The sequence below is a fragment of the Streptomyces cinerochromogenes genome (genome assembly GCF_014648635.1).
Lineage (GTDB): Bacteria > Actinomycetota > Actinomycetes > Streptomycetales > Streptomycetaceae > Streptomyces > Streptomyces cinerochromogenes.
This window is the reverse complement of the sequence record NZ_BMRM01000001.1, coordinates 398,000-422,975: the sequence shown is the minus strand read 5'-3', so window position 1 is coordinate 422,975 and position 24,976 is coordinate 398,000. Positions and strand designations below refer to the sequence as shown.

At 72.1% G+C, this 24,976-nt stretch carries 19 protein-coding genes; 18 read left to right on the top strand and 1 reads right to left on the bottom strand.

Annotation, left to right across the window (positions count from 1 at the left end):
* The first annotated feature begins 36 nt into the window (after positions 1-36).
* The 11 genes from folC (at position 37) to IEZ20_RS01780 (ending at position 14,687) form a co-directional block, all read left to right on the top strand.
* Positions 37-1,548, top strand: a complete 1,512-nt coding sequence (folC, locus tag IEZ20_RS01830) for a bifunctional tetrahydrofolate synthase/dihydrofolate synthase (RefSeq protein WP_189294271.1) — start codon at positions 37-39, stop codon at positions 1,546-1,548.
* Positions 1,549-1,559: 11 nt separating this feature from the next.
* Entirely contained in the window at positions 1,560-1,922 is a 363-nt protein-coding gene (locus IEZ20_RS01825; protein WP_189294270.1) for a DUF4233 domain-containing protein, read from the top strand.
* Between the two features lie 67 nt (positions 1,923-1,989).
* A complete protein-coding gene (ndk, locus tag IEZ20_RS01820; RefSeq protein WP_189294269.1) occupies positions 1,990-2,403 on the top strand; it encodes a nucleoside-diphosphate kinase in 414 nt (137 codons plus the stop codon).
* A gap of 261 nt (positions 2,404-2,664) precedes the next feature.
* Entirely contained in the window at positions 2,665-3,684 is a 1,020-nt protein-coding gene (locus IEZ20_RS01815) for a rod shape-determining protein (RefSeq protein WP_014672705.1), read from the top strand.
* Positions 3,685-3,847: 163 nt separating this feature from the next.
* Positions 3,848-4,786, top strand: a complete 939-nt coding sequence (gene mreC, locus IEZ20_RS01810; RefSeq protein WP_189294268.1) for a rod shape-determining protein MreC — start codon at positions 3,848-3,850, stop codon at positions 4,784-4,786.
* Positions 4,787-4,800: 14 nt separating this feature from the next.
* Positions 4,801-5,478 (top strand): rod shape-determining protein MreD, encoded by a 678-nt coding sequence (mreD, locus tag IEZ20_RS01805; RefSeq protein WP_189294267.1) that lies wholly within the window; start codon positions 4,801-4,803, stop codon positions 5,476-5,478.
* Positions 5,479-5,684: 206 nt separating this feature from the next.
* Positions 5,685-7,937 (top strand): penicillin-binding protein 2, encoded by a 2,253-nt coding sequence (gene mrdA, locus IEZ20_RS01800; protein ID WP_189294266.1) that lies wholly within the window; start codon positions 5,685-5,687, stop codon positions 7,935-7,937.
* On the top strand, positions 7,934-9,130 hold the full coding sequence (gene rodA, locus IEZ20_RS01795; RefSeq protein ID WP_189294265.1) for a rod shape-determining protein RodA: 1,197 nt from the start codon (positions 7,934-7,936) through the stop codon (positions 9,128-9,130). Before mrdA ends, rodA begins: the two co-directional genes overlap by 4 nt.
* Before the next feature lie 111 nt (positions 9,131-9,241).
* Positions 9,242-10,750 (top strand): CYTH and CHAD domain-containing protein, encoded by a 1,509-nt coding sequence (locus IEZ20_RS01790; RefSeq protein ID WP_189294264.1) that lies wholly within the window; start codon positions 9,242-9,244, stop codon positions 10,748-10,750.
* Between the two features lie 98 nt (positions 10,751-10,848).
* On the top strand, positions 10,849-12,810 hold the full coding sequence (locus IEZ20_RS01785) for a TIGR03960 family B12-binding radical SAM protein (protein WP_189294263.1): 1,962 nt from the start codon (positions 10,849-10,851) through the stop codon (positions 12,808-12,810).
* Between the two features lie 188 nt (positions 12,811-12,998).
* Entirely contained in the window at positions 12,999-14,687 is a 1,689-nt protein-coding gene (locus IEZ20_RS01780; protein WP_229895834.1) for a SpoIIE family protein phosphatase, read from the top strand.
* Between the two features lie 81 nt (positions 14,688-14,768).
* Here the strand turns inward: IEZ20_RS01780 and IEZ20_RS01775 are convergent, their stop codons facing one another.
* Positions 14,769-14,942, bottom strand: coding sequence for a hypothetical protein (locus tag IEZ20_RS01775; RefSeq protein ID WP_189294261.1), 174 nt, complete (start codon positions 14,940-14,942; stop codon positions 14,769-14,771).
* A 212-nt stretch (positions 14,943-15,154) separates the two neighbouring features.
* On the opposite strand from IEZ20_RS01775, the gene IEZ20_RS01770 reads away from it, so the two are divergent.
* The 7 genes from IEZ20_RS01770 to obgE all read left to right on the top strand — a co-directional run bounded on the left by IEZ20_RS01770 (position 15,155) and on the right by obgE (position 24,884).
* Positions 15,155-15,445 (top strand): SPASM domain-containing protein, encoded by a 291-nt coding sequence (locus tag IEZ20_RS01770; protein ID WP_229895833.1) that lies wholly within the window; start codon positions 15,155-15,157, stop codon positions 15,443-15,445.
* 84 nt (positions 15,446-15,529) lie between these two features.
* Complete coding sequence (locus tag IEZ20_RS01765; protein ID WP_189294259.1) at positions 15,530-16,609, top strand: hypothetical protein; 1,080 nt, start codon at positions 15,530-15,532, stop codon at positions 16,607-16,609.
* A gap of 48 nt (positions 16,610-16,657) precedes the next feature.
* Positions 16,658-17,443 (top strand): TIGR03936 family radical SAM-associated protein, encoded by a 786-nt coding sequence (locus IEZ20_RS01760; protein ID WP_189294258.1) that lies wholly within the window; start codon positions 16,658-16,660, stop codon positions 17,441-17,443.
* 263 nt (positions 17,444-17,706) lie between these two features.
* A complete protein-coding gene (locus IEZ20_RS01755; RefSeq protein WP_189294257.1) occupies positions 17,707-22,410 on the top strand; it encodes an Rne/Rng family ribonuclease in 4,704 nt (1,567 codons plus the stop codon).
* 297 nt (positions 22,411-22,707) lie between these two features.
* Positions 22,708-23,028: a 50S ribosomal protein L21 gene (gene rplU / locus IEZ20_RS01750; RefSeq protein ID WP_030653874.1), complete on the top strand. Its 321-nt coding sequence runs from the start codon at positions 22,708-22,710 to the stop codon at positions 23,026-23,028.
* A 14-nt stretch (positions 23,029-23,042) separates the two neighbouring features.
* On the top strand, positions 23,043-23,297 hold the full coding sequence (gene rpmA / locus IEZ20_RS01745; RefSeq protein WP_023550764.1) for a 50S ribosomal protein L27: 255 nt from the start codon (positions 23,043-23,045) through the stop codon (positions 23,295-23,297).
* 138 nt (positions 23,298-23,435) lie between these two features.
* On the top strand, positions 23,436-24,884 hold the full coding sequence (gene obgE, locus IEZ20_RS01740; protein ID WP_189294256.1) for a GTPase ObgE: 1,449 nt from the start codon (positions 23,436-23,438) through the stop codon (positions 24,882-24,884).
* The last annotated feature ends 92 nt before the right edge of the window (positions 24,885-24,976 follow it).

Below are 24,976 nucleotides of genomic sequence, written 5' to 3'. Positions count from 1 at the left end.
GCCGCGCCGCAGGCTCCCGCTCCGTAGACTGGCCCCGTGAGCGACAACCCCGGCACCGACCAGCCCGACCCCCTCGACAGCTTCGACGAGATCATCGAAGCCGAGACCACCCGTGACCCCGACCTCGCGGTGATCGAGGCCGGCAGCCGCACCCTGCGCACCCAGGGGGGCCCGCCCCAGGCCGACGTCCCCGCGCGCCCGGAGGACCCCGAGGTCGACAAGGCGCTGCGTGAGGTCGAGGCGGAGCTGGCCACCCGCTGGGGCGAGACCAAGCTGGAGCCCTCGGTCAGCAGGATCTCCGCGCTGATGGACGTCCTCGGCGAACCCCAGCGCTCGTACCCCTCGATCCACATCACGGGCACGAACGGCAAGACCTCCACCGCCCGCATGATCGAGGCCCTGCTCGGCGCCTTCGAGCTGCGCACCGGTCGCTACACCAGCCCGCACGTGCAGTCGATCACCGAGCGGATCAGCCTGGACGGCGCCCCGATCTCCGCCGAGCGGTTCGTCGAGACGTACCAGGACATCAAGCCGTACGTCGAGATGGTCGACGGACAGCAGGAGTACCGGCTGTCCTTCTTCGAGGTGCTCACCGGCATGGCGTACGCCGCCTTCGCGGACGCCCCCGTGGACGTCGCCGTCGTGGAGGTCGGCATGGGCGGCTCCTGGGACGCGACGAACGTGATCGACGGCGATGTCGCCGTGGTCACCCCCATCGACCTCGACCACACCGACCGGCTCGGCGAGACGCCCGCCGAGATCGCCGGTGAGAAGAGCGGCATCATCAAGCAGGACGCGACCGTCATCCTGGCCCAGCAGCCGGTGGACGCCGCGCAGGTGCTGCTGAAGAAGGCCGTCGAGGTGGACGCCACGGTCGCCCGTGAGGGCCTGGAGTTCGGCGTCGTGGCACGGCAGGTCGCCGTGGGCGGGCAGCTGCTCACGCTGCGCGGCCTCGGCGGCGAGTACCCGGAGGTGTACCTCCCGCTGCACGGCGCCCACCAGGCGCACAACGCGGCCGTCGCGCTCGCCGCCGTCGAGGCGTTCTTCGGTGTCGGCGCGCAGCGCGCGGAGCCGCTGGACATCGACACCGTGCGCAAGGCCTTCGCGGCCGTGTCGTCCCCCGGCCGGCTGGAGGTCGTACGGCGGTCTCCCACCGTCGTGCTGGACGCCGCGCACAACCCGGCCGGTGCCGAGGCCACCGCCGAGGCCGTGCGGGAGGCGTTCGACTTCACCCGGCTGATCGGGGTCGTCGGCGCGAGCGGCGACAAGAACGTGCGGGGCGTGCTGGAGGCCTTCGAGCCGATCTTCGCCGAGGTCGTCGTCACGCAGAACTCCAGCCACCGTGCCATGGACGCGGACGAGCTGGCCGCGATCGCCGTCGAGGTGTTCGGCGACGAGCGGGTGCAGGTGGAGCCGCGGCTGCCGGACGCCCTGGAGGCCGCGATCACGCTGGCCGAGGAGGAGGGCGAGTTCGCCGGCGGCGGTGTGCTGGTGACCGGTTCCGTCATCACGGTCGGCGAGGCCCGGCTGCTGCTGGGGAAGGGCTGAGAGGCGAAGAGATGCGTACGCTCTGTTCCTCGACCCTGATCGGCGAGTTCTTCGTCATCGGCTTCGCCGGGCTCGTCGCCATGAAGGACCCGGACCTGTCCACCTCGACGGTGTGGCTGGTCAGCGGTGCCGCCATGCTGCTGTGCGTGCTGCTGTGCGGCATGGTGACCCGGCCCGGCGGGGTGGCCCTCGGCTGGGCCCTGCAGATCGCCCTGATCGCCTCCGGTGTGTTCGTCCCGACCATGTACTTCATGGGCGCGGTGTTCGCCGCGCTGTGGTGGGCATCGGTGCACTTCGGGAGAAAGGTGGACGAGGCGAAGGCGAGATTCGCCGCCCAGGCGGACTCCGGTTCCTCCACGGCTGACGCTGCGTAACGACGCCAGGCCACGCTCTTGTAACCTCGTCCCACCGCACACCCGTAAGCCGTGTTAGGAGCCCCCCGTGAGCCAGCGCACCCTCGTCCTGCTCAAGCCCGACGCCGTCCGTCGAGGCCTGACCGGCGAGATCATCAGCCGTATCGAGCGCAAGGCCGGCTGGCAGATCACCGCGCTGGAGCTGCGCACCCTGGACCAGGACACGCTGGAGCAGCACTACGGCGAGCACAAGGGCAAGCCGTTCTACGAGCCGCTGGTCGAGTTCATGGCCTCGGGGCCGGTCGTCGCGATGATCGTGGAGGGCGAGCGGGTGATCGAGGGGCTGCGCCAGCTGGCCGGCCCGACCGACCCGATCGCCGCCGCGCCCGGTTCGATCCGCGGTGACTACGGCGTGATCGTCCGCGAGAACCTGATCCACGCCTCCGACTCCGAGGAGTCCGCCGAGCGCGAGGTGAAGATCTTCTTCCCCGGGCGCGCGTGACCCCTGCGGCAGCCGCGGAAAGGTCCGGGCCGGCCCCGGACCTTTCGGGCATGGTCCGGGCATTTGAGGGAACGAGCGCCCCCGAACGCCCGTCTCCACAAGCGGGGCGGCACGCCATCTGGTGACAATGGCGGAGACCCTCGCGCAGTGTTCGTGCAGGCGCGTTTACGATGGAAGCCTTCACGTCACAGCACCCGCCTCGCCGACCTGACATGCCCTCAAAAGCGCAGGAAGGCCAGATGAATCCGGATGGGGAACTCAATGTCGTTCATCGGCCGTGACATGGCTGTCGACCTCGGGACCGCCAACACGCTGGTGTACGTCAGGGGTCGCGGAATCGTACTGAACGAACCGTCCGTCGTGGCGATCAACACCAACACGGGTGGGATCCTCGCGGTCGGTGCCGAAGCGAAGAAGATGATCGGCCGGACGCCGGGCAACATCGTGGCGGTCCGCCCGCTGAAGGACGGCGTCATCGCCGACTTCGAGATCACCGAGCGGATGCTCCGCTACTTCATCCTGAAGATCCACAAGCGGCGGTATCTGGCCCGGCCGCGGGTCGTCGTCTGCGTGCCCTCCGGCATCACGGGCGTCGAGCGCCGCGCGGTCATCGAGGCGTCCTCCCAGGCGGGCGCCCGGCAGGTGCACATCATCGAGGAGCCCATGGCGGCCGCCATCGGCTCCGGCCTGCCGGTCCACGAGGCGACGGGCAACATGGTGGTGGACATCGGCGGCGGCACCACGGAGGTCGCGGTCATCTCGCTCGGCGGCATCGTCACCGCCCAGTCCATCCGCGTCGCCGGCGACGAGCTGGACAACGCGATCATCCAGTACATCAAGAAGGAGTACAGCCTCCTGCTGGGTGAGCGGACGGCGGAGCAGATCAAGATCACGATTGGTTCGGCGTACGACCTCGACACCGACGAGCACACCGAAGTCCGCGGCCGCGACCTGGTGTCCGGGCTGCCGAAGACCGTCGTCATCTCGGCGGCCGAGGTCCGCAAGGCCATCGAGGAGCCGGTCAACGCGATCGTCGACGCCGTGAAGACCACCCTCGACAAGTGCCCGCCGGAGCTGTCCGGCGACATCATGGACCGAGGAATCGTTCTGACCGGCGGCGGAGCCCTGCTGCGCGGGCTCGACGAGCGGCTGCGGCGGGAGACCGGCATGCCGATCCACATCGCCGAGGACCCGCTGGACAGCGTCGCGCTCGGTTCCGGCAAGTGCGTCGAGGAGTTCGAGGCGCTGCAGCAGGTTCTGGACGCCCAGCCGCGCAGATGACGCCACGCAGCGATTCCGCCGTACGAGACGTTCTCCTCTCGTGCGGCGGATCGTTGATATAGAGGCATAAGCTCCCCCAACGGGCCTCTTGGTTCTGCGCCGCACCATTCGCGTTGTCCAGGGCCCCCGAATTCCTACTTGAGGAAGGGCACGGCCGCCGCACGTGAGGGACACGAAAGAGAGCCGGCTGCTCCTGGTCCTGCTGGTCGCCATTGCGTTCGCGCTGATCACGGTGGACATCCGGGGAGGCCGGAACTCCCCGGTCGACGGTGCCCGGCACGCCGCCGCGGCGGCGTTCGGCCCGGTCGAGAACGGGCTGTCCTCCGCGGTCGACCCGGTCGGCAACGCCGTCTCCGCGATCCGTGACTCCGGAAGCCGGCACGACCGGCTCGCCACGCTGGAGAAGGAGAACGCGGCCCTCAAGGCCAAACTCGGGAGCGACGACCGCAACCGCAGCCGCCTGAGGCAGCTCGACAAGGTGCTGAGGATCGCCGGCGAGGGGCAGTACGGCATCAAGGGCGCCCAGGTCATCGCCATCGGCTCGGCCCAGGGCTTCTCCTGGACCATCACCATCGACGTCGGCGCCGACGACGGCATCAAGCGGGACATGACCGTGCTGAACGGGGACGGCCTGGTCGGCCGGGTCACCACCGTCGGCCCCAGCACCTCCACCGTGCTGCTCGCCAACGACCCGGACTTCACGGTCGGCACCCGTATGGAAGGCAACGACGAACTCGGCTTCGCCTCCGGGCAGGGAGACCGCCCGCTGCGCGTGGAACTGCTCAACGGCAAGGCGGAGGTGAAGAAGGGCGACCGGCTCGTCACGTTCGGCTCGCAGGCCGACAAGCCGTTCGTGCCCGGTGTCCCGGTCGGTGTCGTCTCCCGGGTCGACCCCTCCGGCGGCGGCCTGACCCGCACCCTCTACGTCACCCCGTACGTCAGCTTCACCAAGCTCGACATCGTCGGCGTGGTCGTCCAGGCACCGGAGAAGGACCCGCGGGACACCGTGCTCCCGGCCCAGCCGAAGCCGGTCCCGACGCCGACGGTGACCGTGACGGTCACCCCGTCGGCCGACGCCCCCGACACCGCAGAGCAGCAGTAGGAGCTGAATCCCCCATGCGTGTCAACCGGATCCTGCTCTCCACCGCGCTGGTCGTCGTGGCCCTGGTCATCCAGGTGAGCGTCCTCGCCCGGCTGCACCTGCCGGGCGCTGTCCCCGACCTGCTGCTGCTCACCGTCCTCGGCCTGGCGATGGTGTACGGCCATGTGGGCGGCTCCCTGGTCGGTTTCGGCGCCGGTCTGCTCGCCGACCTGGCCCCGCCCGCCGACCACGCCGCCGGCCGGTACGCGCTCGTGCTGTGCGTCATCGGCTACCTCGCCGGACTCGTCAAGCCGGAGAACGGCCGGCTGAAGTCGGCGACCGGCCCCATGGCCGTCGTGGTCGCCGCCGCCCTCGGCTCCACCCTGCTCTACGCGGGGGTCGGCGCCCTCGTCGGCGACACCGCCGCCCGCCATGTGGGCCTGCCCGGACTGCTGTTCTCGGCCGCCCTGTACGACCTGCTGCTCGCCCCGTTCGTGGTGCCCGGGGTGATGTGGCTGGCCCGCCGCGCCGACAACGACCCGCTCACCGAGTCCGGGCCCGCGGCCAAGGCCGGGGACATCTCCTCCGGCTGGCTCTCCTCCGGCACCGGCCTGCGCATCGGCAGCCAGCGCGGGGGCCTCGGCGCGCTGAAGGCCAAGGCCCGCACGCGCTCCGCCCGGGTGGGCCGCATCAAGGGGGTCAAGCGGCTGTGAACGGCGGTCACTTCGGCACCGGTGGCTCCACGGCGGACGAGTCCACGGCGGCCGAGTCCACGGGGGACGGGTCCCCGGCGGGCGGGTCCACTCCCGGTGAGTTCACCCGAACGGGTCGGCTTTCCCGGAACGCGGGTTCACAGGCCGCTCGTTCATCATTCGCACACGTTCTCGTACACGCGCACTGAGAGGGGGAGGAAGCCACAGTGACCAACATCCCCGAGACCGGTCGGACCCCACGCGTCCAGACCCGGCTCGTCGTGATCCAGATCCTGGTCCTCTCCCTCCTCGGCACGCTCGGCGGCCGGTTGTGGTACCTGCAGATCCGCGAGGGCGCCGAGTACCAGAAGGAGGCCTCCGGCAACCACGTCCAGCAGGTCGTCGACCCCGCCGTGCGCGGCGACATCCTGGACGCCCGCGGTGTGCCCCTCGCGGACAACGAGACCCGCCTGGTGGTCTCCGCCTCCCGCACCGACCTGCTGAAGCAGAAGGACGACGGCAAGGCCGTCCTGACCAAGCTGGCCGGCGTCCTCGGCATGAGCCCCACGGAGGTCATGCAGAAGGTCCGGCTGTGCGACGCGAAGACCCCCCAGCCCTGCTGGAACGGCTCGCCGTACCAGCCGATCCCCATCACCGACGAGGCCACCGCCAAGCAGGCCCTGCAGATCCGCGAGCGCTCCGAGGACTTCCCCGGCATCACCGCCGAGCCCGAGGCCGTCCGCCGCTACCCGGGCCCCGGCAAGTCCAACACCGCGCAGGTGCTCGGCTACCTCTCACCCGTCACCGACGCCGAGATCCAGAAGGCCAAGGACAGCGACTCGCCCTACCTGCGCTCCGACATGGTCGGCCGCTCCGGCCTGGAGCGGACCTACGACAAGGTGCTGCGCGGCAAGGCCGGCGTCACCCGCTACGAGGTCGACAACCTCGGCCGGGTCATCGGCAAGGCCAAGTCGGACGCGGCCGAGTCCGGTTCGAACCTCGTCACCAGCATCGACTCCCGCGTCCAGCGGGTCGCCGAGTACGAACTGGACAAGGCGATGAAGGCCGCCCGCCAGCAGTTCGACAAGATCACCGGCACCAACTACAAGGCCGACTCCGGCGCCGTCGTCGTGATGGAGGCCAAGACCGGCCGGATCGTCGCCATGGCCTCCGCGCCGACGTACGACCCGAACGTCTGGGTCGGCGGCATCTCCGCCAAGGACTACAAGGCCCTCACCGGCAAGGACTCCGACTACCCCCTGCTCAACCGGGCCATACAGGGCCAGGCCGCACCCGGCTCGACCTTCAAGGTGGTCTCCACGGCCGCCGCGGTCGAGGCCGGCTACGCCTTCGACGGCCGCTACCCCTGCACCAGCTCCTACTCGGTGGGCGGCCAGGTCTTCAAGAACTTCGAGGGCGAGAGCTTCGGCCCGATCCCGCTGGGCCGCGCCCTGGAGGTCTCCTGCGACACCGTCTTCTACTACCTGGCCGACAAGGAGTGGAAGAAGGACGGCGGCATCAACCCCAAGAAGGGCCAGCCGAAGGACTACTTCTACAAGGCCGCCCACCAGTTCGGCCTCGGCAGCGAGACCGGCATCGACCTGCCCAACGAGGTCACCGGCCGCGTCCCCGACCGCCAGTGGAAGCTGAACTACTGGAAGGCCAACAAGGACGCCTGGTGCAGGACCGGCAAGAAGGACGGCTCCTACGTCGAGAAGATCGCCTACGAGAACTGCCTCGAAGGCAACAAGATGCGCGAGGGCGACTCGATCAACTACTCCATCGGCCAGGGCGACACCCTCGTCACCCCGATCCAGGAGGCCGTGATCTACGGCGCCGTCGCCAACGGCGGCACCATGTACCAGCCGACCATCGGCAAGGCGGTCATCAGCGCCGACGGCAGGACGGTGCGGGAGATCAAGCCGAAGAAGAAGGGCAGGCTGCCGGTCAGCCAGGCCACCCTCAAGGGCATGAACGACGCCTTCGCGGGCGTCATCACCCGCGGTACGGCGGCCTGGAAGTTCGGCGGCTGGCCGCAGGACCGCATCCCGCTGCACGCCAAGACCGGTACGGCGGAGGTCTACGGCAAGCAGACCACGTCCTGGCTGGCCACCTACTCCAAGGACTACACGGTGATCATGACGATCGCCCAGGCCGGTACGGGTTCCGGCGCCTCCGGTGAGGCCGTGCGCAACATCTACAGCGCGCTCTACGGCGTCCAGGGCGACGGCTCCGTCGACAACAAGAAGGCGCTGCTGCCCGAGCCGCAGAAGGGCCTGCCCAAGGTCCGCACCGACGGCACCATCGCCGCCCCCAAGGTCACCGGCGACCCGGCCAAGGACGCCGAGGCCGCCCAGAAGAACAACCCCACCAACGGCGACGACCAGCAGCCCGCGGGCACCACGCCCTCGCCCGGCACGGGCAACCGCGACACCCGCCGCCGGTCCCGCGGGAGGGGAAGCCGGAGGATGCCCTCATGACCGGCACGAACAGCTTCTCCGTCTCCGGGTACGGTCCCGAGCGGGCCGGCTGGACCAGGATCTTCGCCCGCGACTCGCTCACCCGCCGGCTGGACTGGCCGATCCTGTTCGCGGCCACCGGCCTGTCCCTGCTGGGCTCCCTGCTGGTGTACTCGGCGACCCGCAACCGCACCGAGCTGAACCAGGGCGACCCGTACTTCTTCCTGGTCCGGCACCTGATGAACCTCGGCATCGGGATCGCCCTGATGATCGGCACGCTCTGGCTCGGCCACCGCGCCCTGCGCAACGCCGTGCCGATCCTCTACGGCCTGTCGGTGCTCCTCGCCCTCGTGGTCCTCACCCCGCTCGGCGCGACCATCAACGGCCAGCGCAACTGGCTGGTCATCGGCGGCTTCTCGCTCCAGCCCGCCGAGTTCCTCAAGGTCTCGATCATCCTGGGCATGGCCATGCTGCTGGCGGCCCGGGTGGACGCGGGCGACAAGCCGTACCCCGACCACCGGACCGTGTTCCAGTCCCTGTGCCTGGCCGCCGTACCGATCCTGATCCTGCTGCTCATGCCCGACCTCGGCTCGGTCCTGGCGATGGTCGCGATCATCCTGGGCGTGCTGCTCGCCTCCGGCGCCTCCAACCGCTGGGTCTTCGGCCTGCTCACCGCCGGCGTCATCGGCTGCATCGCGATCTGGCAGCTGCACATCCTGGACGAGTACCAGATCAACCGGTTCGCGGCCTTCGCCAACCCGGACCTGGACCCGGCCGGCGTCGGCTACAACACCAACCAGGCCCGCATCGCCATCGGCTCCGGCGGACTCACCGGGGCCGGGCTCTTCCACGGCTCGCAGACCACCGGCCAGTTCGTCCCCGAGCAGCAGACCGACTTCGTGTTCACGGTGGCGGGGGAGGAGCTGGGCTTCGTCGGCGCGGGCTTCATCATCTTCCTGCTCGGCGTCGTCCTGTGGCGGGCCTGCCGGATAGCGCGTGACTCGACCGAGCTGTACGGGACGACGGTCGCCGCCGGGATCGTCGCCTGGTTCGCCTTCCAGTCCTTCGAGAACATCGGCATGACCCTCGGCATCATGCCGGTCACGGGCCTGCCCCTGCCGTTCGTGTCGTACGGCGGCTCCTCGATGTTCGCGGTGTGGGTGGCGATCGGACTGCTGCAGTCGATCAGAGTGCAGCGCCCCATGTCGGCGTAGCCCACCGGCGGCCCGGTCCAAGGCGGCCGCCGGCGCCCGGGGCCCCGCCCCCGGACGCCGGACCGGTGTGGCCCTCTGCCGTACCGCTCACCGGAGAACTAGATTCGGTGCATGGCGGATACGAAACGCGAGATCGAGCGCAAGTACGAATCCGACGACAGCGGGCTGCCCGACCTGACCGGGGCCGGCGGGGTGGCGGCCGTCCTCGACAAGGGCCTGGTCGACCTGGACGCCACCTACTACGACACCGCCGACGAACGCCTCGCCGCGGACTCGCTCACCCTGCGCCGCCGCACCGGCGGCTCGGACGCCGGCTGGCACCTGAAGTTCCCGGTCGCCCCCGGGGTCCGCGACGAGATCCGGGCCCCGCTCTCCGACACCGTCCCCGAGGAGATCGCCGCCCTCGTCCGCTCCCGTGTCCGGGACGCCGAGCTGGTCCCGCTGGTCCGGCTGCGCTCGGCCCGCGACGTGCGGCACCTCGTCGACGCCGAGGGCATCCTGCTGGCCGAGGCGAGCCTCGACACCGTGACCGCCGAGCGGCTCACCGGCAAGCGCCGGTCCGCCCAGTGGACCGAGATCGAGGTGGAACTCGCCGACGGCGGTGACCCGGCCCTCCTCGACCGGCTGGAGAAACGGCTGCGCAGGTCCGGCGTCCGCCCCGCCGACACGCCGTCGAAACTGGCCCGCGCCCTGGAGCTGACCGGCGGCCGGCGCGGGCGCCGGCGCGGCAAGGCCACCCCCCGGCCACCGGTGACCGCCGGTGATCACGTGCTCGCCTACCTCCGCGCCCAGCGCGACACCCTGGTCGAGCTGGACCCCGCCGTCCGCCGCGGCCTGCCCGACTCCGTGCACCGCATGCGGGTCGCCACCCGCCGGGCCCGCAGCACCCTGCGCACCTTCGGCACCCTCCTGGACCGCACCGTCACCGACCCCGTCGGCGCCGAACTGAAATGGCTCGCCGCCGAGCTGGGCGTCGACCGCGACCAGGAGGTCCTGGCCGACCGCCTGACCACCGCCCTCGAAGCGCTCCCGCCCGCCCTGGTCACCGGCCCCGTCCTCGAGCGCCTCACCGCCTGGGCCGAGGCCCGGCACAGCGGCGCCCACGCCCACCTGACCGGTGTCCTGGACTCCCGCCGCTACCTGACCCTGCTCGACACCCTGGACGCCCTGCTCGCCGACCCGCCGCTGCGCGAGGCGGCCGGCAAGAAGCCGCAGAAGGCGCTGACCAAGGCCGTACGCAAGGACGAGAAGAAGCTCACAGCGGTCCTGGAGCACGCGCTGGAGCTGCCGCCGGGCGAGGAACGCGACCTCGCCCTGCACGAGGCCCGCAAGAAGGCCAAGCGCACCCGCTACGCCGCCGAGGCCGTCACCGAGGCCCTGGGCACCCCCGCCCGCTCCCTCACCCGGTCCATGAAAACCCTGACCACTCTCCTCGGCGACCACCAGGACAGCGTCATGGCCCGCCGGACCCTGCGCGAGCTGTCCGCGGTGGCCGACGCGGCCGGTGAGAGCACCTTCACATACGGCCTGCTGTACGGCAGGGAGGAGGCCCGCGCAGCGGCGACGGAAGCGGAACTGTCCCGGCGCCGGACGGAGAGCGGGCCCCGGGCGACCGGCTGAGCGTTCGGGGGAGCCCGCCGGTCGGGTTACGCTAGATGGTCACCCGCCCCCAGCCTCCGGCCGGGGGATCCCCCAGTCAGCCCATGAAGGTTCGCGAGATGCCTGTCGAGTCGGTTTTCCCGCAGCTCGAAGCTCTGCTCCCGCACGTGCAGAAGCCGATCCAGTACGTCGGTGGTGAGCTCAACTCCACGGTCAAGCCGTGGGACGAGTGCGACGTCCGCTGGGCGCTCATGTACCCGGACGCGTACGAGGTCGGCCTGCCCAACCAGGGCGTCATGATCCTCTACGAGGTCCTCAACGAGCAGCAGGGCGTCCTCGCCGAGCGCACCTACAGCGTGTGGCCGGACCTGGAGGCGCTGATGCGGGAGCACGGCGTCCCGCAGTTCACGGTCGACAGCCACCGCCCGGTGAAGGCCTTCGACGTGTTCGGCCTCAGCTTCTCCACGGAGCTGGGCTACACGAACATGCTCACCGCCCTCGACCTGGCCGGCATCCCGCTGGAGTCCAAGGACCGCACCGAGGACGACCCGATCGTCCTGGCCGGCGGCCACGCGGCCTTCAACCCGGAGCCGATCGCCGACTTCATCGACGCGGCCGTGATCGGCGACGGCGAGCAGGCCGTCCTGGACATGACCCGGATCATCCGCGAGTGGAAGGCCGAGGGCCGCCCCGGCGGCCGCGAGGAGGTCCTCTTCCGCCTCGCGAAGACCGGCGGCGTCTACATCCCGGCGTTCTACGACGTCGAGTACCTCCCCGACGGCCGTATCGCCCGTGTCGTGCCCAACAAGTCGGGCGTCCCGTGGCGTGTGTCCAAGCACACGGTCATGGACCTGGACGAGTGGCCGTACCCGAAGCAGCCCCTCGTCCCCCTGGCCGAGACGGTCCACGAGCGCATGTCGGTGGAGATCTTCCGCGGCTGCACCCGCGGCTGCCGCTTCTGCCAGGCCGGCATGATCACCCGCCCGGTCCGCGAGCGCTCCATCACCGGCATCGGCGAGATGGTGGAGAAGGGCCTGAAGGCGACGGGCTTCGAGGAGGTGGGCCTCCTCTCCCTCTCCTCGGCGGACCACTCGGAGATCGGCGACGTCGCCAAGGGCCTGGCGGACCGCTACGAGGACGACAAGATCGGCCTCTCCCTCCCCTCCACCCGCGTCGACGCCTTCAACATCGACCTGGCGAACGAGCTGACGCGCAACGGCCGCCGCTCCGGCCTCACCTTCGCCCCCGAGGGCGGCTCGGAGCGCATCCGCAAGGTCATCAACAAGATGGTCTCGGAGGAGGACCTGATCCGCACGGTCGCCACGGCCTACGGCAACGGCTGGCGCCAGGTGAAGCTGTACTTCATGTGCGGCCTGCCCACGGAGACCGACGACGACGTCCTCCAGATCGCCGACATGGCGACCAAGGTCATCGCCAAGGGCCGTGAGGTCTCCCGCTCGAACGACATCCGCTGCACGGTCTCGATCGGCGGCTTCGTCCCCAAGCCCCACACCCCCTTCCAGTGGGCCCCGCAGCTCTCGGCGGAGGAGACGGACGCCCGCCTGGAGAAGCTCCGCGACAAGATCCGCGGCGACAAGAAGTACGGCCGCTCCATCGGCTTCCGCTACCACGACGGCAAGCCCGGCATCGTCGAGGGCCTCCTCTCCCGCGGCGACCGCCGCATCGGCGCGGTCATCCGCGCGGTCTACGACGACGGCGGCCGCTTCGACGGCTGGCGCGAGCACTTCTCCTACGACCGCTGGATGGCCTGCGCGGAGAAGGCGCTGGCCCCCTACGGCGTGGACGTCGACTGGTACACCACCCGCGAGCGGACCTACGAGGAGGTCCTCCCCTGGGACCACCTCGACTCCGGCCTGGACAAGGACTGGCTCTGGGAGGACTGGCAGGACGCCCTCGACGAGACAGAGGTCGAGGACTGCCGCTGGACCCCGTGCTTCGACTGCGGCGTCTGCCCGCAGATGGACACCCACATCCAGATCGGCCCGACCGGCAAGAAGCTGCTGCCCCTGACGGTCAAGAACGCAGGTCCGACGCCGGCCGCGAGTGGTCACACGCACTGACGACGTGAGCGGGGCACTCGACCGGGTGGTCGAGGCGTCGGCGCGTGCGTGCGGGGACGAGGTGACGGCCGCATGTCCGCGGCCGTCGCCCCCTAGGGCTCCAGGGCCGGTGCTCGGGGGTCATCCGTGTCCCCGGGGGTACCCGAACCCCATCGATGTCGGTGATTTCCCCGCGGCGGGAGGCAGCGATGAGGGGCCCGGAAGGCCCGCGGCAAGCCGTTGTCAGGATTCTTGACGCTCTCCGGACGGGTGCTTACCTGGCGGACGAGCAGGGCTTGATCGTCGCCGTCAACACGTGCGGCGAGCAACTCCTGGCCCGCCCCGCCGCCGATCTCGTCGGCCGGGACGCTCACGAGCTGCTGCACCGCACCAGCTGCGGGGAACCGATGCCGAAGGCTCTGTGCCGCATACGGGACAGCATCCTCGGCGAGGGCACGCGGCAGGGGGAGGACGAGTGGCTCGAGCGGGGCGACGGCACGCTGTTGCCGGTGGGATGGCTCGCCACTCCCTGTGACATCGGTGTCCGCTCGTCGGCCACGCTGATCCTCTTCCACCCCGCCGGGCGCCGGAAGCAGCCCGCTCAGCGGGCACCGTCCGGCAGGAGGCTGTCCGAGCTGGAGCGGCTCGCCCTGCTCGCCGACACGACGACCCTCCTCACGTCGACCCTGGACATCCACGAGGGGCTGCGCCACCTGATCAGCCTCGTGGTGCCGCGTATCGCCGACTGGGCGATCATCGACCTGATCGACGAGCGGGACGAGGTACGGCGCTTCGCGGTCGCCCGGGCCGAGGACGACACCGTGGTGTTCCGGGAGGACCTCCAGGGGCCCATGCCGCCGGTGCTGCAGGAGTCCCTGATGCCCCTGTCCCGCGCCCTGCGCGGCGTCACGTCCTCTTTCGCCGGCCCCGAGACCTATCAGGGGCCGCCCGACTCCGGGATCGCTGTTGAGCAGCGGCGCCTGTTCGAGGCGACCGGCATGCACTCGGCCATCGTGGTGCCCCTGCGCAGCCTGCACGGCGTGCTGGGTGCCCTCACCCTGGGCCGTTCCGACCAGCCCGAACGGTTCACCGCGATGGACATCGCCCTGCTGGAGGACATCGCCCGGCGCGCCGGCCTGGCGCTGGAGAACGCCCGCCTCTACCAGCGTCAGCGCAAGGTCGCCGAGACCATGCAGCGCCATCTGCTGCCGAAGCTCCCGCGCGCACCCGGCCGCAGCATGGCCGTCCGCTACCTGCCCGCGCCGGACGCCTCCCACGTAGGCGGCGACTGGTACGACGCGTTCACCCTGGCGGACGGCGCCACCGCCCTCGCCGTGGGGGACGTCGTCGGTCACGACCTGGAGGCCGCGGCCGGCATGGCGCAGCTGCGCAACATGCTCAGGGCGTACGCCGTGTCCCAGGAGAAGCCGCCGAGCAAGATCGTGGAGTGGCTCGACCAGGCGACGCTGGGCATCGCCGAGGTCTCCATGGCCACGCTGGTCTTCGCCCGCATGACCGAGAACGCCGGCCGGTGCGAGCTGTCCTGGACGAACGCCGGGCATCCTCCTCCCCTGCTGGTCACCCGCGAGGGCGTGGCCCGCTACCTCACCGACGGTCAGGGAATCCTCCTGGGCGTCACGCCCGAGCGGGTCCGCCCCGACGCGACGGCGGAACTGCCGCCCGGGGCCACCCTGATCCTCTACACCGACGGCCTGATCGAGTCCCGGGCCCGCACCCTGGACGAGGGCATGGACCGACTGAGTCGGCACGCCGCGGTCCTGGCCCACCACCCCTTGGAGGCCTTCACCGACGAGTTGCTGGCACGTGCGCGCCCCTCGGACAACGACGACGACGTGGCCCTGCTGGCCGTGCGCTACGTACCGGGCCGGTCGGGCTGACGCGGTCGCTCCCGCGGGAGCGAAGAAGCGGTGCGCGCCCCCTTCTCGTGCGGAAGGGGGCGCGTGGTCGGCTCGTGGGTGTCAGCGCTTGAAGGGGCTCTTGGCCTCTTCCTTCGCGCCCCGTGCCCTGCCGCGTGCTTCGAGAGCGGCGCCCTTCGCCGCGAGGGTCTCCTTGTGTACCGCGTGGGCCGCCTTCCGCACGGTTTTCCCGACTACCTGTTCGGCCTTTGCCTTGGCCCGTTCTCCGGCGCTCATGTCCTACCTCCGCGAGTCCACCCTGGCGTGTGCCCGTGCGGCGGGGGAGGAAACCACGCTGCCGGGTCCGTGGGCCCGCACGGAGCCACCGCCCTTTTCCGGCGGCCCCAAGAGCAATCGCCGCCGTCCGTGGGGCACTTCTCACCCACCGCCACGCGTCCGCACCCACGCTCGCCGCCCTCGTCGCCTCCCTCGTGCTGTCGGGGCAGGACATGCTGCACGGCAGGCTCCGCGTCCTCGACATCACCGGCATCGTGTTCTTCGCCGTGCTCTCCGTCCTCGCGCTGGCCCTGGGCCGCGGGGAGCTGGCCTGGCTGGAAACGTACGCCCAGGTCGTCTCAGGCGGACTGGTGGCCGTCGTGGCCCTCGGCTCGCTGCTCACCGACCCGTTCACCGCGCAGTACGCCCGCGAGCAGACACCCCGCGAGGTGTGGGACTCGCCCGTCTTCCGGCACATCAATTCGACTGGGTGGTGCCCGTCGCCCTGCTGGTCGGGGCCGTGAAGTTCACCGAGCGGTACCCGGAGGCGTACAAGGCGCGTGCCGCCCAGCGGGATCCGAACGGCCGGTCCCGGCGTCTGTACCTGTATGGACCTGCAGAAACCGCCACCTCCACCGCAACAGCCCGAAGGGTGCCTCGTCGTCGCCGTCCGCCTCCCGGTGCGGATCGTCGTCCTCGTGCTCGTCGTGCCGGTGCGGATGGTGTGGGACGCGCTCGTCGTCACCGCGCGGCTGCTGCGGGACATCGTCCTCCGGCCGCTGGGGCGGGCGTTGCTCTGGGCCGGCAGGGCCGTGTTCGTCTGGCCGTTCGTGGGCCTGTGGCGCTACGTCCTGGTCCCCGCCGGCACGGTGCTCGCCTGGCTCGGCAACGTGCTCGTCGTCGTACCGGCCGTGTGGTTCCACCGGTACGTCCTCACGCCCGTCGGACACGGCTTCGCGTGGGTGTACGCGCGCGTGCTCACCCCGGCCGGGCACGCGCTGACCTGGCTGCTGAAGGGCGTCGGCGCGGTGCTGGCCGCCATCGGGACCGGGGTGTACACGGCCGTCGCCCGCCTGGCGCGGTACCTCCTCTTCGTACCCGCGCGGTGGCTGTACACCTGGGTCCTCGCGCCGGTCGGCCGGGCCGTCGCCTGGTGCGCACGGGGAGCCGGGTGGCTGCTCGGGATGCTCGTCACCGGTGTCGGACTGGCCCTGTACTGGACCGCCCGCGTCCTGTTCGTGCTGCCCGCGCTGGCGCTGTGGCGCTGGGTGCTCGCGCCCGTCGGCCATCTCCTCGCGGTCCTCGCGCGCGAGGCGGGGGAGGCCCTCGGACACGCCTGGAGGATCGCCGGGCGGATCTCCCGGGCGGTCGGCCGGGCCCTGGGGACCCTCTTCCGGTGGATCTTCGTGGAGCCCGTGCGCTGGGTGTACCGGACCGTCCTCACCCCGGTCGGACACGTCGTACGGAACGCCGTCCTGCGGCCCGTCGCCGCGGGCGCACGCGCGGTGGGCCGGGCCGCGCGCGAGGCGCTGGCCGCGGCCCGCGACACCGTGCGGCAGGCCCGCGCGGACGTGCGCCGCATGCTCTTCGGAGAGCCCCGGCAGCCGGCCGCGGGGGACCGGCGGGAACTCGCGGGCCGCGACACACGTACTCTTGGTAGGAGTACGACCGCTCTCACGAAGGACTGAACGACACTGGGCAAGCGACAGCCCGAGGGCCCGCCGCCCGCACCCGCGGTGCAGCGCATTCGACTGCGTTACACCAAGCGCGGCCGCCTGAGGTTCACCAGCCACCGAGACTTCCAGCGCGCCTTCGAGCGGGCGCTGCGCCGTGCCGAGGTGCCCATGGCGTACTCGGCGGGGTTCACGCCGCACCCGAAGGTGTCGTATGCCAATGCCGCACCCACCGGCACGGGCAGTGAGGCGGAGTACCTGGAGATCGCGCTCACCGAAGCGCGCGACCCCGAGACCCTGCGTGTCCTCCTCGACGAGTCGCTGCCCGCCGGGCTCGACGTCATCGAGGCGGTCGAGGCGCGGACCTCGGGTCTCGCCGACCGGCTGACGGCCTCCGTCTGGGAGCTGCGGCTGGACGGCGTCGACCCGGCTGACGCCGAGCGCGCGGTCGAGGCCTTCACCAAGGCCGACACCGTCGAGGTGCAGCGGATGACCAAGAACGGTGTCCGCACCTTCGACGCCCGTCCGGCCGTGGTGAGCCTGGAGACAACAGAAACACACAGTTCGCAGGCTGATAGGCCGAGCGACCAGCCCTGTGCGATACTGCGGCTGGTTGTTCGGCACGTGACGCCTGCCGTACGACCCGACGACGTCCTGTCCGGTCTCCGCGCCGTGGCCGACCTGGCGCCGCCGGTCCCCGCAGCGGTGACCAGGCTGGCGCAGGGGCTGTTCGATGAAGAGACCGGCACGGTGACCGACCCGCTCGCGCCCGACCGCGAGGTTGCCGGGGCCCTGACGGCCCAGCTGGCCGCCGCCGCGACGGCGCCGACGCCGGAAGGTCCCGCGTAGGGACGGACGTCGTAAGCGCCGCCCTCGTACTCGGGAGCCACCTGGGTCGGGCAGCGCACCGACCAGAAGACTTTCGCCAGGCCGTACCGACAAGGCGTACGGAACCGGCGAGACAGGACACAGAGTGCTCCCGTGCGGCGCCCGCGCCCCGGACGGCGGTCATCGCGCATCGCGCGGGCCGCGGACGTCAACGGCGGACGGTCCCCTGAGACCGCCGCCGGACCAGGCGCGGCGCCCGGGAGCCTGACGGGAGAAACGCCCGCATGCTCGAACCGACCGAACCCACTCAGGGTTCCGAACCGAACACTCCGAGCGACACCCTGCCCCCGCGCAGGCGTCGCCGTGCCGCCTCCCGCCCGGCGGGCCCGCCCACCGCGGCCGCGGAGGCGCCCGTGGAGGTCACCGTGCCGGCCATACCGGCCGCTGAGGCCGACGAGGTCGCCGAGGTGACCGAGGACATCGCGTCCGCCGAGGCCCTTGAGGCCGCCGAGAGCGCCGAGGCCGAGGGCACCGAAGAGGTCGCCGCCACCGGGGCGCCCGCCGTCGAGGAGCCCGCTCCCGCGGCGCGTCCGCGTCGCCGGGTGGCCCGCCGTGCGTCGGCGCCCGCCGGCTCGCCGACGTCCGCCGAGGCCGCCGAGGCCGCCGAGACGGTCGTACCGGCCGCCGCGTCCGCCGAGCCGGAGAAGGCCGCCGTTCCCGAGGCCGGCGCCGTCGTCGTCGGTGAGGAGGCCGCACCGCGCCGCACCCGCCGCCGGGCCACGCGCAGTGTTTCCGCGCCGACCGCCGCCCCTGCCGAGACCGGCGCGGCCGTTGAGACGCCCGCGACGGAAGCGCCCGCCGCGGAGATTCCCGCCACCGAGGCGCCCGCTGTCGAGGAGCCCGCTCCCGCCGCGCGTCCGCGTCGCCGGGTGGCCCGCCGCGCGTCGGCGCCCACCGGTTCACCGACGTCCGCCGAGGCCGCCGAGACGGTCGTACCGGCCGCCGCTGCCGCCGAGCCCGCTGCCGCCGAGGCACCCGCCGCCGAGGAGCCCGCCGCCGGAGCGCCTGCCGTCGAGGAGGCCGCCCCCGCGCGCCCGCGCCGTCGTGCCACGCGCCGGGCGTCCGCGCCCGCCGGTGCGCCGAAGGGCGCCGAGGAGGCTCCGGCCGCCACTCAGGTCACTCAGGCTCCGGCGGCCGCTGCCGTCGCCGAGCCCGAGGCCGCTCCGGCTGCCGCCGAGGTCGCGGAGGCCGTGGAGGCTGCCGCGGAGGAGGCCGCTCCCCGTCGTACGCGCCGTCGTGCCACCCGCCGGGCCACCGCGCCCGCGAGCGAGGAAGCCGCCGAGGTGAAGGCCGAGGAGGCCCCGGCGGCCACTCAGGCCCCGGCGGCCGCTGCCGTCGCCGAGCCCGAGGCCGCTCCGGCTGCCGCGGAGGCCGCGGAGACCGAGGAGGCCGCTCCCCGTCGTACGCGCCGCCGTGCCACCCGCCGGGCCACCGCGCCCGCCACCACCCCCGCCGCCGAGGAAGCCGTAGCCGGTGAGACCGGCGAGACCGGCAAGACCGAGGAGGCCGCGGTGACCGCCCACACCCCGGAGGTCCCCGCGACCACGCACACCACCGAGCCCGCCCCCGCCACGCAGGCCCCCGCGCAGGCCCCGGCCGCCGCCGAGGCCGGTGCGCCGCGTCGGGCCCGTCGCCGGGTCGTCCGTGCCGCGTCCGGGTTCGCCGCGCCGCAGGCCGCCGAATCCGCCGAGGGCGAGACCCCGCGCCGCCCCGGCCGTCCCGCCGTGGCCGTCTTCCAGCCGCCGGTCTTCACCGAGCCCAAGTTCCAGACCCCGGAGCGGGCCGCCGCCGAGGCCGCCGCCGAGGTCGCCGAGGCGGAGGAGCCGGAGGAGTACGCCGAGGAGCGCGCCGAGACCGGTGCCCGCCGGCGTCGTCGCCGCCGTGGCGCAGCCGCCGAGGAGACCCGGCCGGTCGAGGCCGTCACCGAGGACGAGGAGGAGGCCGAGGAGGCCGAGGAGGCCCCCGAGTCCGCCGAGGACCTCGCCGAGGGCGACGAGGGCGACGAGACCGAGGGCGCCGAGGGTTACGAGGAGTCCGGCTCGCGCCGCCGTCGCCGCCGTGGCGGACGCCGTCGCCGGCGCGGTGACGCGGCCGAGGGCGAGTCCGGCGAGGGCCTGGACGCCGACGCGGACGAACTGGCCGCCGAGCAGGCCGTGCAGGACGCCGAGGACACCGCCGAGCAGGAGGAAGAGGACGCCGAGGATGCCCACGGCGAGGAGGGCGGCGCCTCCACGGCCGGCAGCCGCCGCCGTCGTCGCCGTCGTCGCCGGGCCGGTGACAGCGCCGTCGACGCCGAGCCGTCCTCCGACGACCCGGAGCGCACGGTCGTCAAGGTCCGCGAGCCGCGCAAGCCCAGCGAGCCGTCCGACGAGGTCCAGTCCATCAAGGGCTCGACCCGTCTGGAGGCCAAGAAGCAGCGCCGCCGGGAAGGCCGTGAGCAGGGGCGCAGGCGCGTCCCGATCATCACCGAGGCCGAGTTCCTGGCCCGCCGCGAGGCCGTCGAGCGCGTGATGGTCGTCCGTCAGCACGGCGACCGTACGCAGATCGGCGTCCTGGAGGACGGCGTGCTCGTCGAGCACTACGTCAACAAGGAGCAGTCGACCTCGTACGTCGGCAACGTCTACCTGGGCAAGGTCCAGAACGTGCTGCCCTCGATGGAGGCCGCCTTCATCGACATCGGCAAGGGCCGCAACGCGGTGCTGTACGCCGGCGAGGTGAACTTCGAGGCGCTCGGCATGGCCAACGGGCCGCGCCGCATCGAGTCCGCCCTGAAGTCCGGCCAGTCCGTCCTCGTGCAGGTCACGAAGGACCCGATCGGGCACAAGGGCGCGCGTCTGACCAGCCAGGTCTCCCTGCCGGGCCGCTACCTCGTGTACGTCCCCGAGGGTTCGATGACCGGCATCAGCCGCAAGCTGCCCGACACCGAGCGGGCCCGGCTGAAGACCATCCTCAAGAAGATCGTCCCCGAGGACGCGGGCGTCATCGTGCGCACCGCCGCCGAGGGCGCGAGCGAGGACGAGCTGCGCCGGGACGTCGAGCGGCTGCAGGCGCAGTGGGAGGAGATCCAGAAGAAGGCCAAGAACGGCGGCAACGCCCCGACGCTGCTGTACGGCGAGCCGGACATGACCGTCCGGGTCGTGCGCGACATCTTCAACGAGGACTTCTCCAAGGTCATCGTCAGTGGTGACGAGGCCTGGCAGACGATCCACGGGTACGTCGCGCACGTCGCCCCCGACCTGGCCGGCCGGCTGTCGAGGTGGACCAGCGAGGTCGACGTCTTCGCCACCTACCGGATCGACGAGCAGCTCGCCAAGGCGCTGGACCGCAAGGTCTGGCTGCCCAGCGGCGGTTCGCTGGTGATCGACCGGACCGAGGCGATGGTCGTCATCGACGTCAACACCGGCAAGTTCACCGGCCAGGGCGGCAACCTGGAGGAGACGGTCACCAGGAACAACCTGGAGGCGGCCGAGGAGATCGTGCGCCAGCTGCGGCTGCGCGACCTCGGCGGCATCATCGTGATCGACTTCATCGACATGGTCCTGGAGTCCAACCGCGACCTGGTGCTGCGCCGCCTGCTGGAGTGCCTGGGCCGCGACCGTACGAAGCACCAGGTGGCCGAGGTGACCTCGCTGGGCCTGGTGCAGATGACCCGCAAGCGGGTCGGCCAGGGCCTGCTGGAGTCCTTCTCCGAGACCTGCGTCCACTGCAACGGCCGCGGTGTCATCGTCCACCTCGACCAGGCCACCGCCAACGGTGGCGGCGGCAAGCGCAAGAAGCGCGGCCGGGGTGCCGAGGCGCCGGAGCCCGCGCACGAGCACGTGCACGAGACCGCCGCGGTGGCCGTGGAGACCGGTGAGGCCGTCGAGCCCGAGGTGGAGACCGCCGCGGAGGTGGCCGCCGAGGCCGGCACGCCGGTGGCCCTGCCCGCGCCGGAGTTCGCGCCGGACGAGGAGCTGTACAGCAGCGTCGCCGAGGCGGAGGCGGCGGCCACCCGTGGCCGTACGCGGCGCCGGGCGAGCCGCCGGGCGTCGGCTCCGGCGGGCGCGCCGAAGGCGGAGAAGGCCGAGCGGGCTCCCCGGGCCGAGCGGGCTTCCAGGGCCCAGCGGGCCGCGGAGGCCGAGCAGGCCGCCGAGGCCGAGGTTCCGGCCGAGGTCCCGACCGCCCAGGACGTCACCGCCGAGCAGGCCGCCGCGCGTCCGGTGCAGCCGGAGCCGGCCGCCGAGGCGCTGGCCGAGCCCGTCGCCGCCGAGGACCAGGTGGTCCCGGCGCCGCAGGCCGAGGCTGCTGCCGAGGAGGCCGCCCCCAAGGGCCGTACGCGCCGTCGGGCGACCCGGAGGGCGTCGGCCCCGGCCGGTGCTCCCGCGGGCGCCGAGGCGGCCGTGGTGACGGTGCCGGAGACCGCGCCGGCCGCCGAGGCTCCCGCGGCCGAGGCTCCCGCCGCTGAGGCTCCCGCGGCCGAGGCGCCGGCGGAGCAGGCCGCGCCGGTCGCCGAGGCCCCGGCCGGGAAGCCGGCGGAGGCCGAGGCCGCCGCCGCTCCGGCCCGCCCGCGCCGTCGTGCGGTGCGCAAGGCCACCGCGCCGACCGCGTCCGAGGAGGCGGCCGTCGTGGTCGTCCCGTCGGCCCCGGCGACGGAGGAGACTCCCGCCGCCGAGGCTCCCGTGGCGGAGGCACCGGTCGCCGAGGCCCCGGCGGGCGAGGTGACGGCCGAGGAGGTGGCCGAGGCGACGGCTCCCGCCAAGAAGGCGGCCCGCAAGACCGCCGCCAAGAAGACGGCGGCGAAGAAGACCGCCGCCAAGAAGACGACGGCCAAGAAGACGGCCGCCAAGAAGACGACGGCCAAGAAGGCGGCCAAGACCGCCAAGACGGCCGCCGCGAAGTCGACGGCGAAGAAGACCACCACGGTCTCCACCGCCGGCGACGAGGGCTGACGCCCGCGGTGTGCGGCCGGTCCACGCGACCGGCCGCACACCGGTGGGGCCGCGTCGAGTGACCGGCCGCACGCCTGTGGGGCTGGGCCGAGTGACCGGCCGCACACCCATGGGGGCCCGGTTTGACCCTCTCGGCCGTGGCCCCGTAACCTTGACCGTCGGCGTGTCCACTGACACGCCACATCCCCGTAAACCTCTTCCTCCCGGACGCAAGGCGGGCCGGGAGAGGTCGCCCGTGGTGTTCCCGGGCGACTGGCCTGCGGGGGTGCCGTTTCTTCGAGCGAAAGTGAGATCCGCGTGTACGCCATCGTGCGCAGCGGTGGTCGCCAGCACAAGGTTGCTGTCGGCGACATCGTTGAGGTTGACAAGATTTCCACCGCCAAGGTTGGCGACACGGTCGAGCTCTCGACCCTGCTCGTTGTCGACGGCGACTCCGTGACCAGCGACCCGTGGGTGCTGGCCGGCATCAAGGTCCAGGCCGAGGTCGTGGACCACCACAAGGGCCAGAAGATCGACATTCTGCGCTACAAGAACAAGACCGGCTACCGCCGTCGGCAGGGCCACCGCCAGCAGTACACGGCGATCAAGGTCACGTCGATCCCCGCGGCTGCGAAGTAAGGGACTGAGGAGAAATGGCACACAAGAAGGGCGCATCGTCCACCCGGAACGGTCGCGACTCCAATGCCCAGCGGCTCGGCGTGAAGCGCTTCGGCGGTCAGGTCGTGAACGCTGGTGAGATCCTGGTCCGCCAGCGCGGCACCCACTTCCACCCCGGCGCCGGTGTCGGTCGTGGCGGCGACGACACGCTGTTCGCCCTGCAGGCCGGTGCGGTGGAGTTCGGTACCCACCGTGGCCGCAAGGTCGTGAACATCGTTCCGGTCGCCTGAATCGTCTGATCGTCTGATCGCCTGATTCAGCACCGAACGCTTTCGCGAGGCGGACCTCACTTCCCGGTCGGGAAGGCGGGTCCGCCTTTCGCGTGTTAACACAGGTAAAACCCGTCATCTTTCTGGAGGCACCCCACCATGACCACCTTCGTGGACCGCGTCGAACTGCACGTCGCCGCGGGTAACGGAGGCCACGGCTGTGCCTCCGTCCACCGTGAGAAGTTCAAGCCGCTCGGCGGCCCCGACGGCGGCAACGGCGGCCGTGGCGGTGACGTCATCCTGACCGTCGACCAGTCGGTCACGACGCTGCTCGAATACCACCACTCCCCGCACCGCAAGGCCACCAACGGCAAGCCCGGCGAGGGCGGCAACCGCTCCGGCAAGGACGGCCAGGACCTGGTCCTGCCGGTGCCGGACGGCACGGTCGTCCTGGACAAGGCGGGCAACGTGCTCGCCGACCTGGTCGGCCACGGCACCTCGTACGTCGCCGCGCAGGGCGGCCGGGGCGGCCTCGGCAACGCGGCGCTGGCCTCCGCCCGCCGCAAGGCCCCCGGTTTCGCGCTGCTCGGCGAGCCCGGCGACGTCCAGGACGTCGTCCTGGAGCTGAAGACCGTCGCGGACGTGGCCCTCGTCGGCTACCCGAGCGCCGGCAAGTCCTCGCTGATCTCCGTGCTCAGCGCGGCCAAGCCGAAGATCGCCGACTACCCGTTCACGACGCTGGTCCCGAACCTGGGCGTGGTGACCGCCGGCTCCACCGTCTACACCATCGCCGACGTGCCCGGCCTCATCCCCGGTGCCAGCCAGGGCCGTGGTCTGGGTCTCGAGTTCCTGCGGCACGTGGAGCGGTGCAGCGTGCTCGTGCACGTGCTGGACACCGCCACGCTGGAGTCCGACCGCGACCCGGTCTCCGACCTCGACATCATCGAGGAGGAGCTGCGGCAGTACGGCGGTCTGGACAACCGGCCCCGGATCGTCGTCCTGAACAAGGTGGACGTGCCGGACGGCAAGGACCTCGCCGAGATGGTCCGCCCCGACCTGGAGGCCCGCGGCTACCGGGTCTTCGAGGTGTCGGCCGTGGCGCACATCGGGCTGCGCGAGCTGTCCTTCGCCCTCGGTGACCTGGTCGGCCAGGCGCGCGCCGCCAAGCCGAAGGAGGAGGCGACCCGGATCGTCATCCGGCCCAAGGCCGTGGACGACTCCGGCTTCACCGTCGTACGCGAGGAGGTCGGCGGCGAGCCGCTGTTCCGGGTGCGCGGCGAGAAGCCCGAGCGCTGGGTCCGCCAGACCGACTTCAACAACGACGAGGCCGTGGGCTACCTCGCCGACCGGCTCAACCGCCTCGGTGTCGAGGAGCAGCTGATGAAGGCGGGCGCCCGCGCGGGTGACGGCGTCGCCATCGGCCCCGAGGAGAACGCGGTCGTCTTCGACTGGGAGCCGACGGTCATGTCCGGTGCGGAGATGCTCGGCCGCCGTGGCGAGGACCACCGCTTCGACGAGCCCCGGCCCGCGGCACAGCGCCGACGCGACAAGCAGGCGGAGCGGGACGAGTCGCTGCGCGAGTACGACGAGTTCGACCCGTTCGAGTAAGACGCCGGACCGGCCCGTCCGGGCAAGGCGCCGGTGCGGCCCGTCCGGGCAAGGCGCCGGTGCGGCCCATCCGGGCAAGGCGGCGGTGCGGC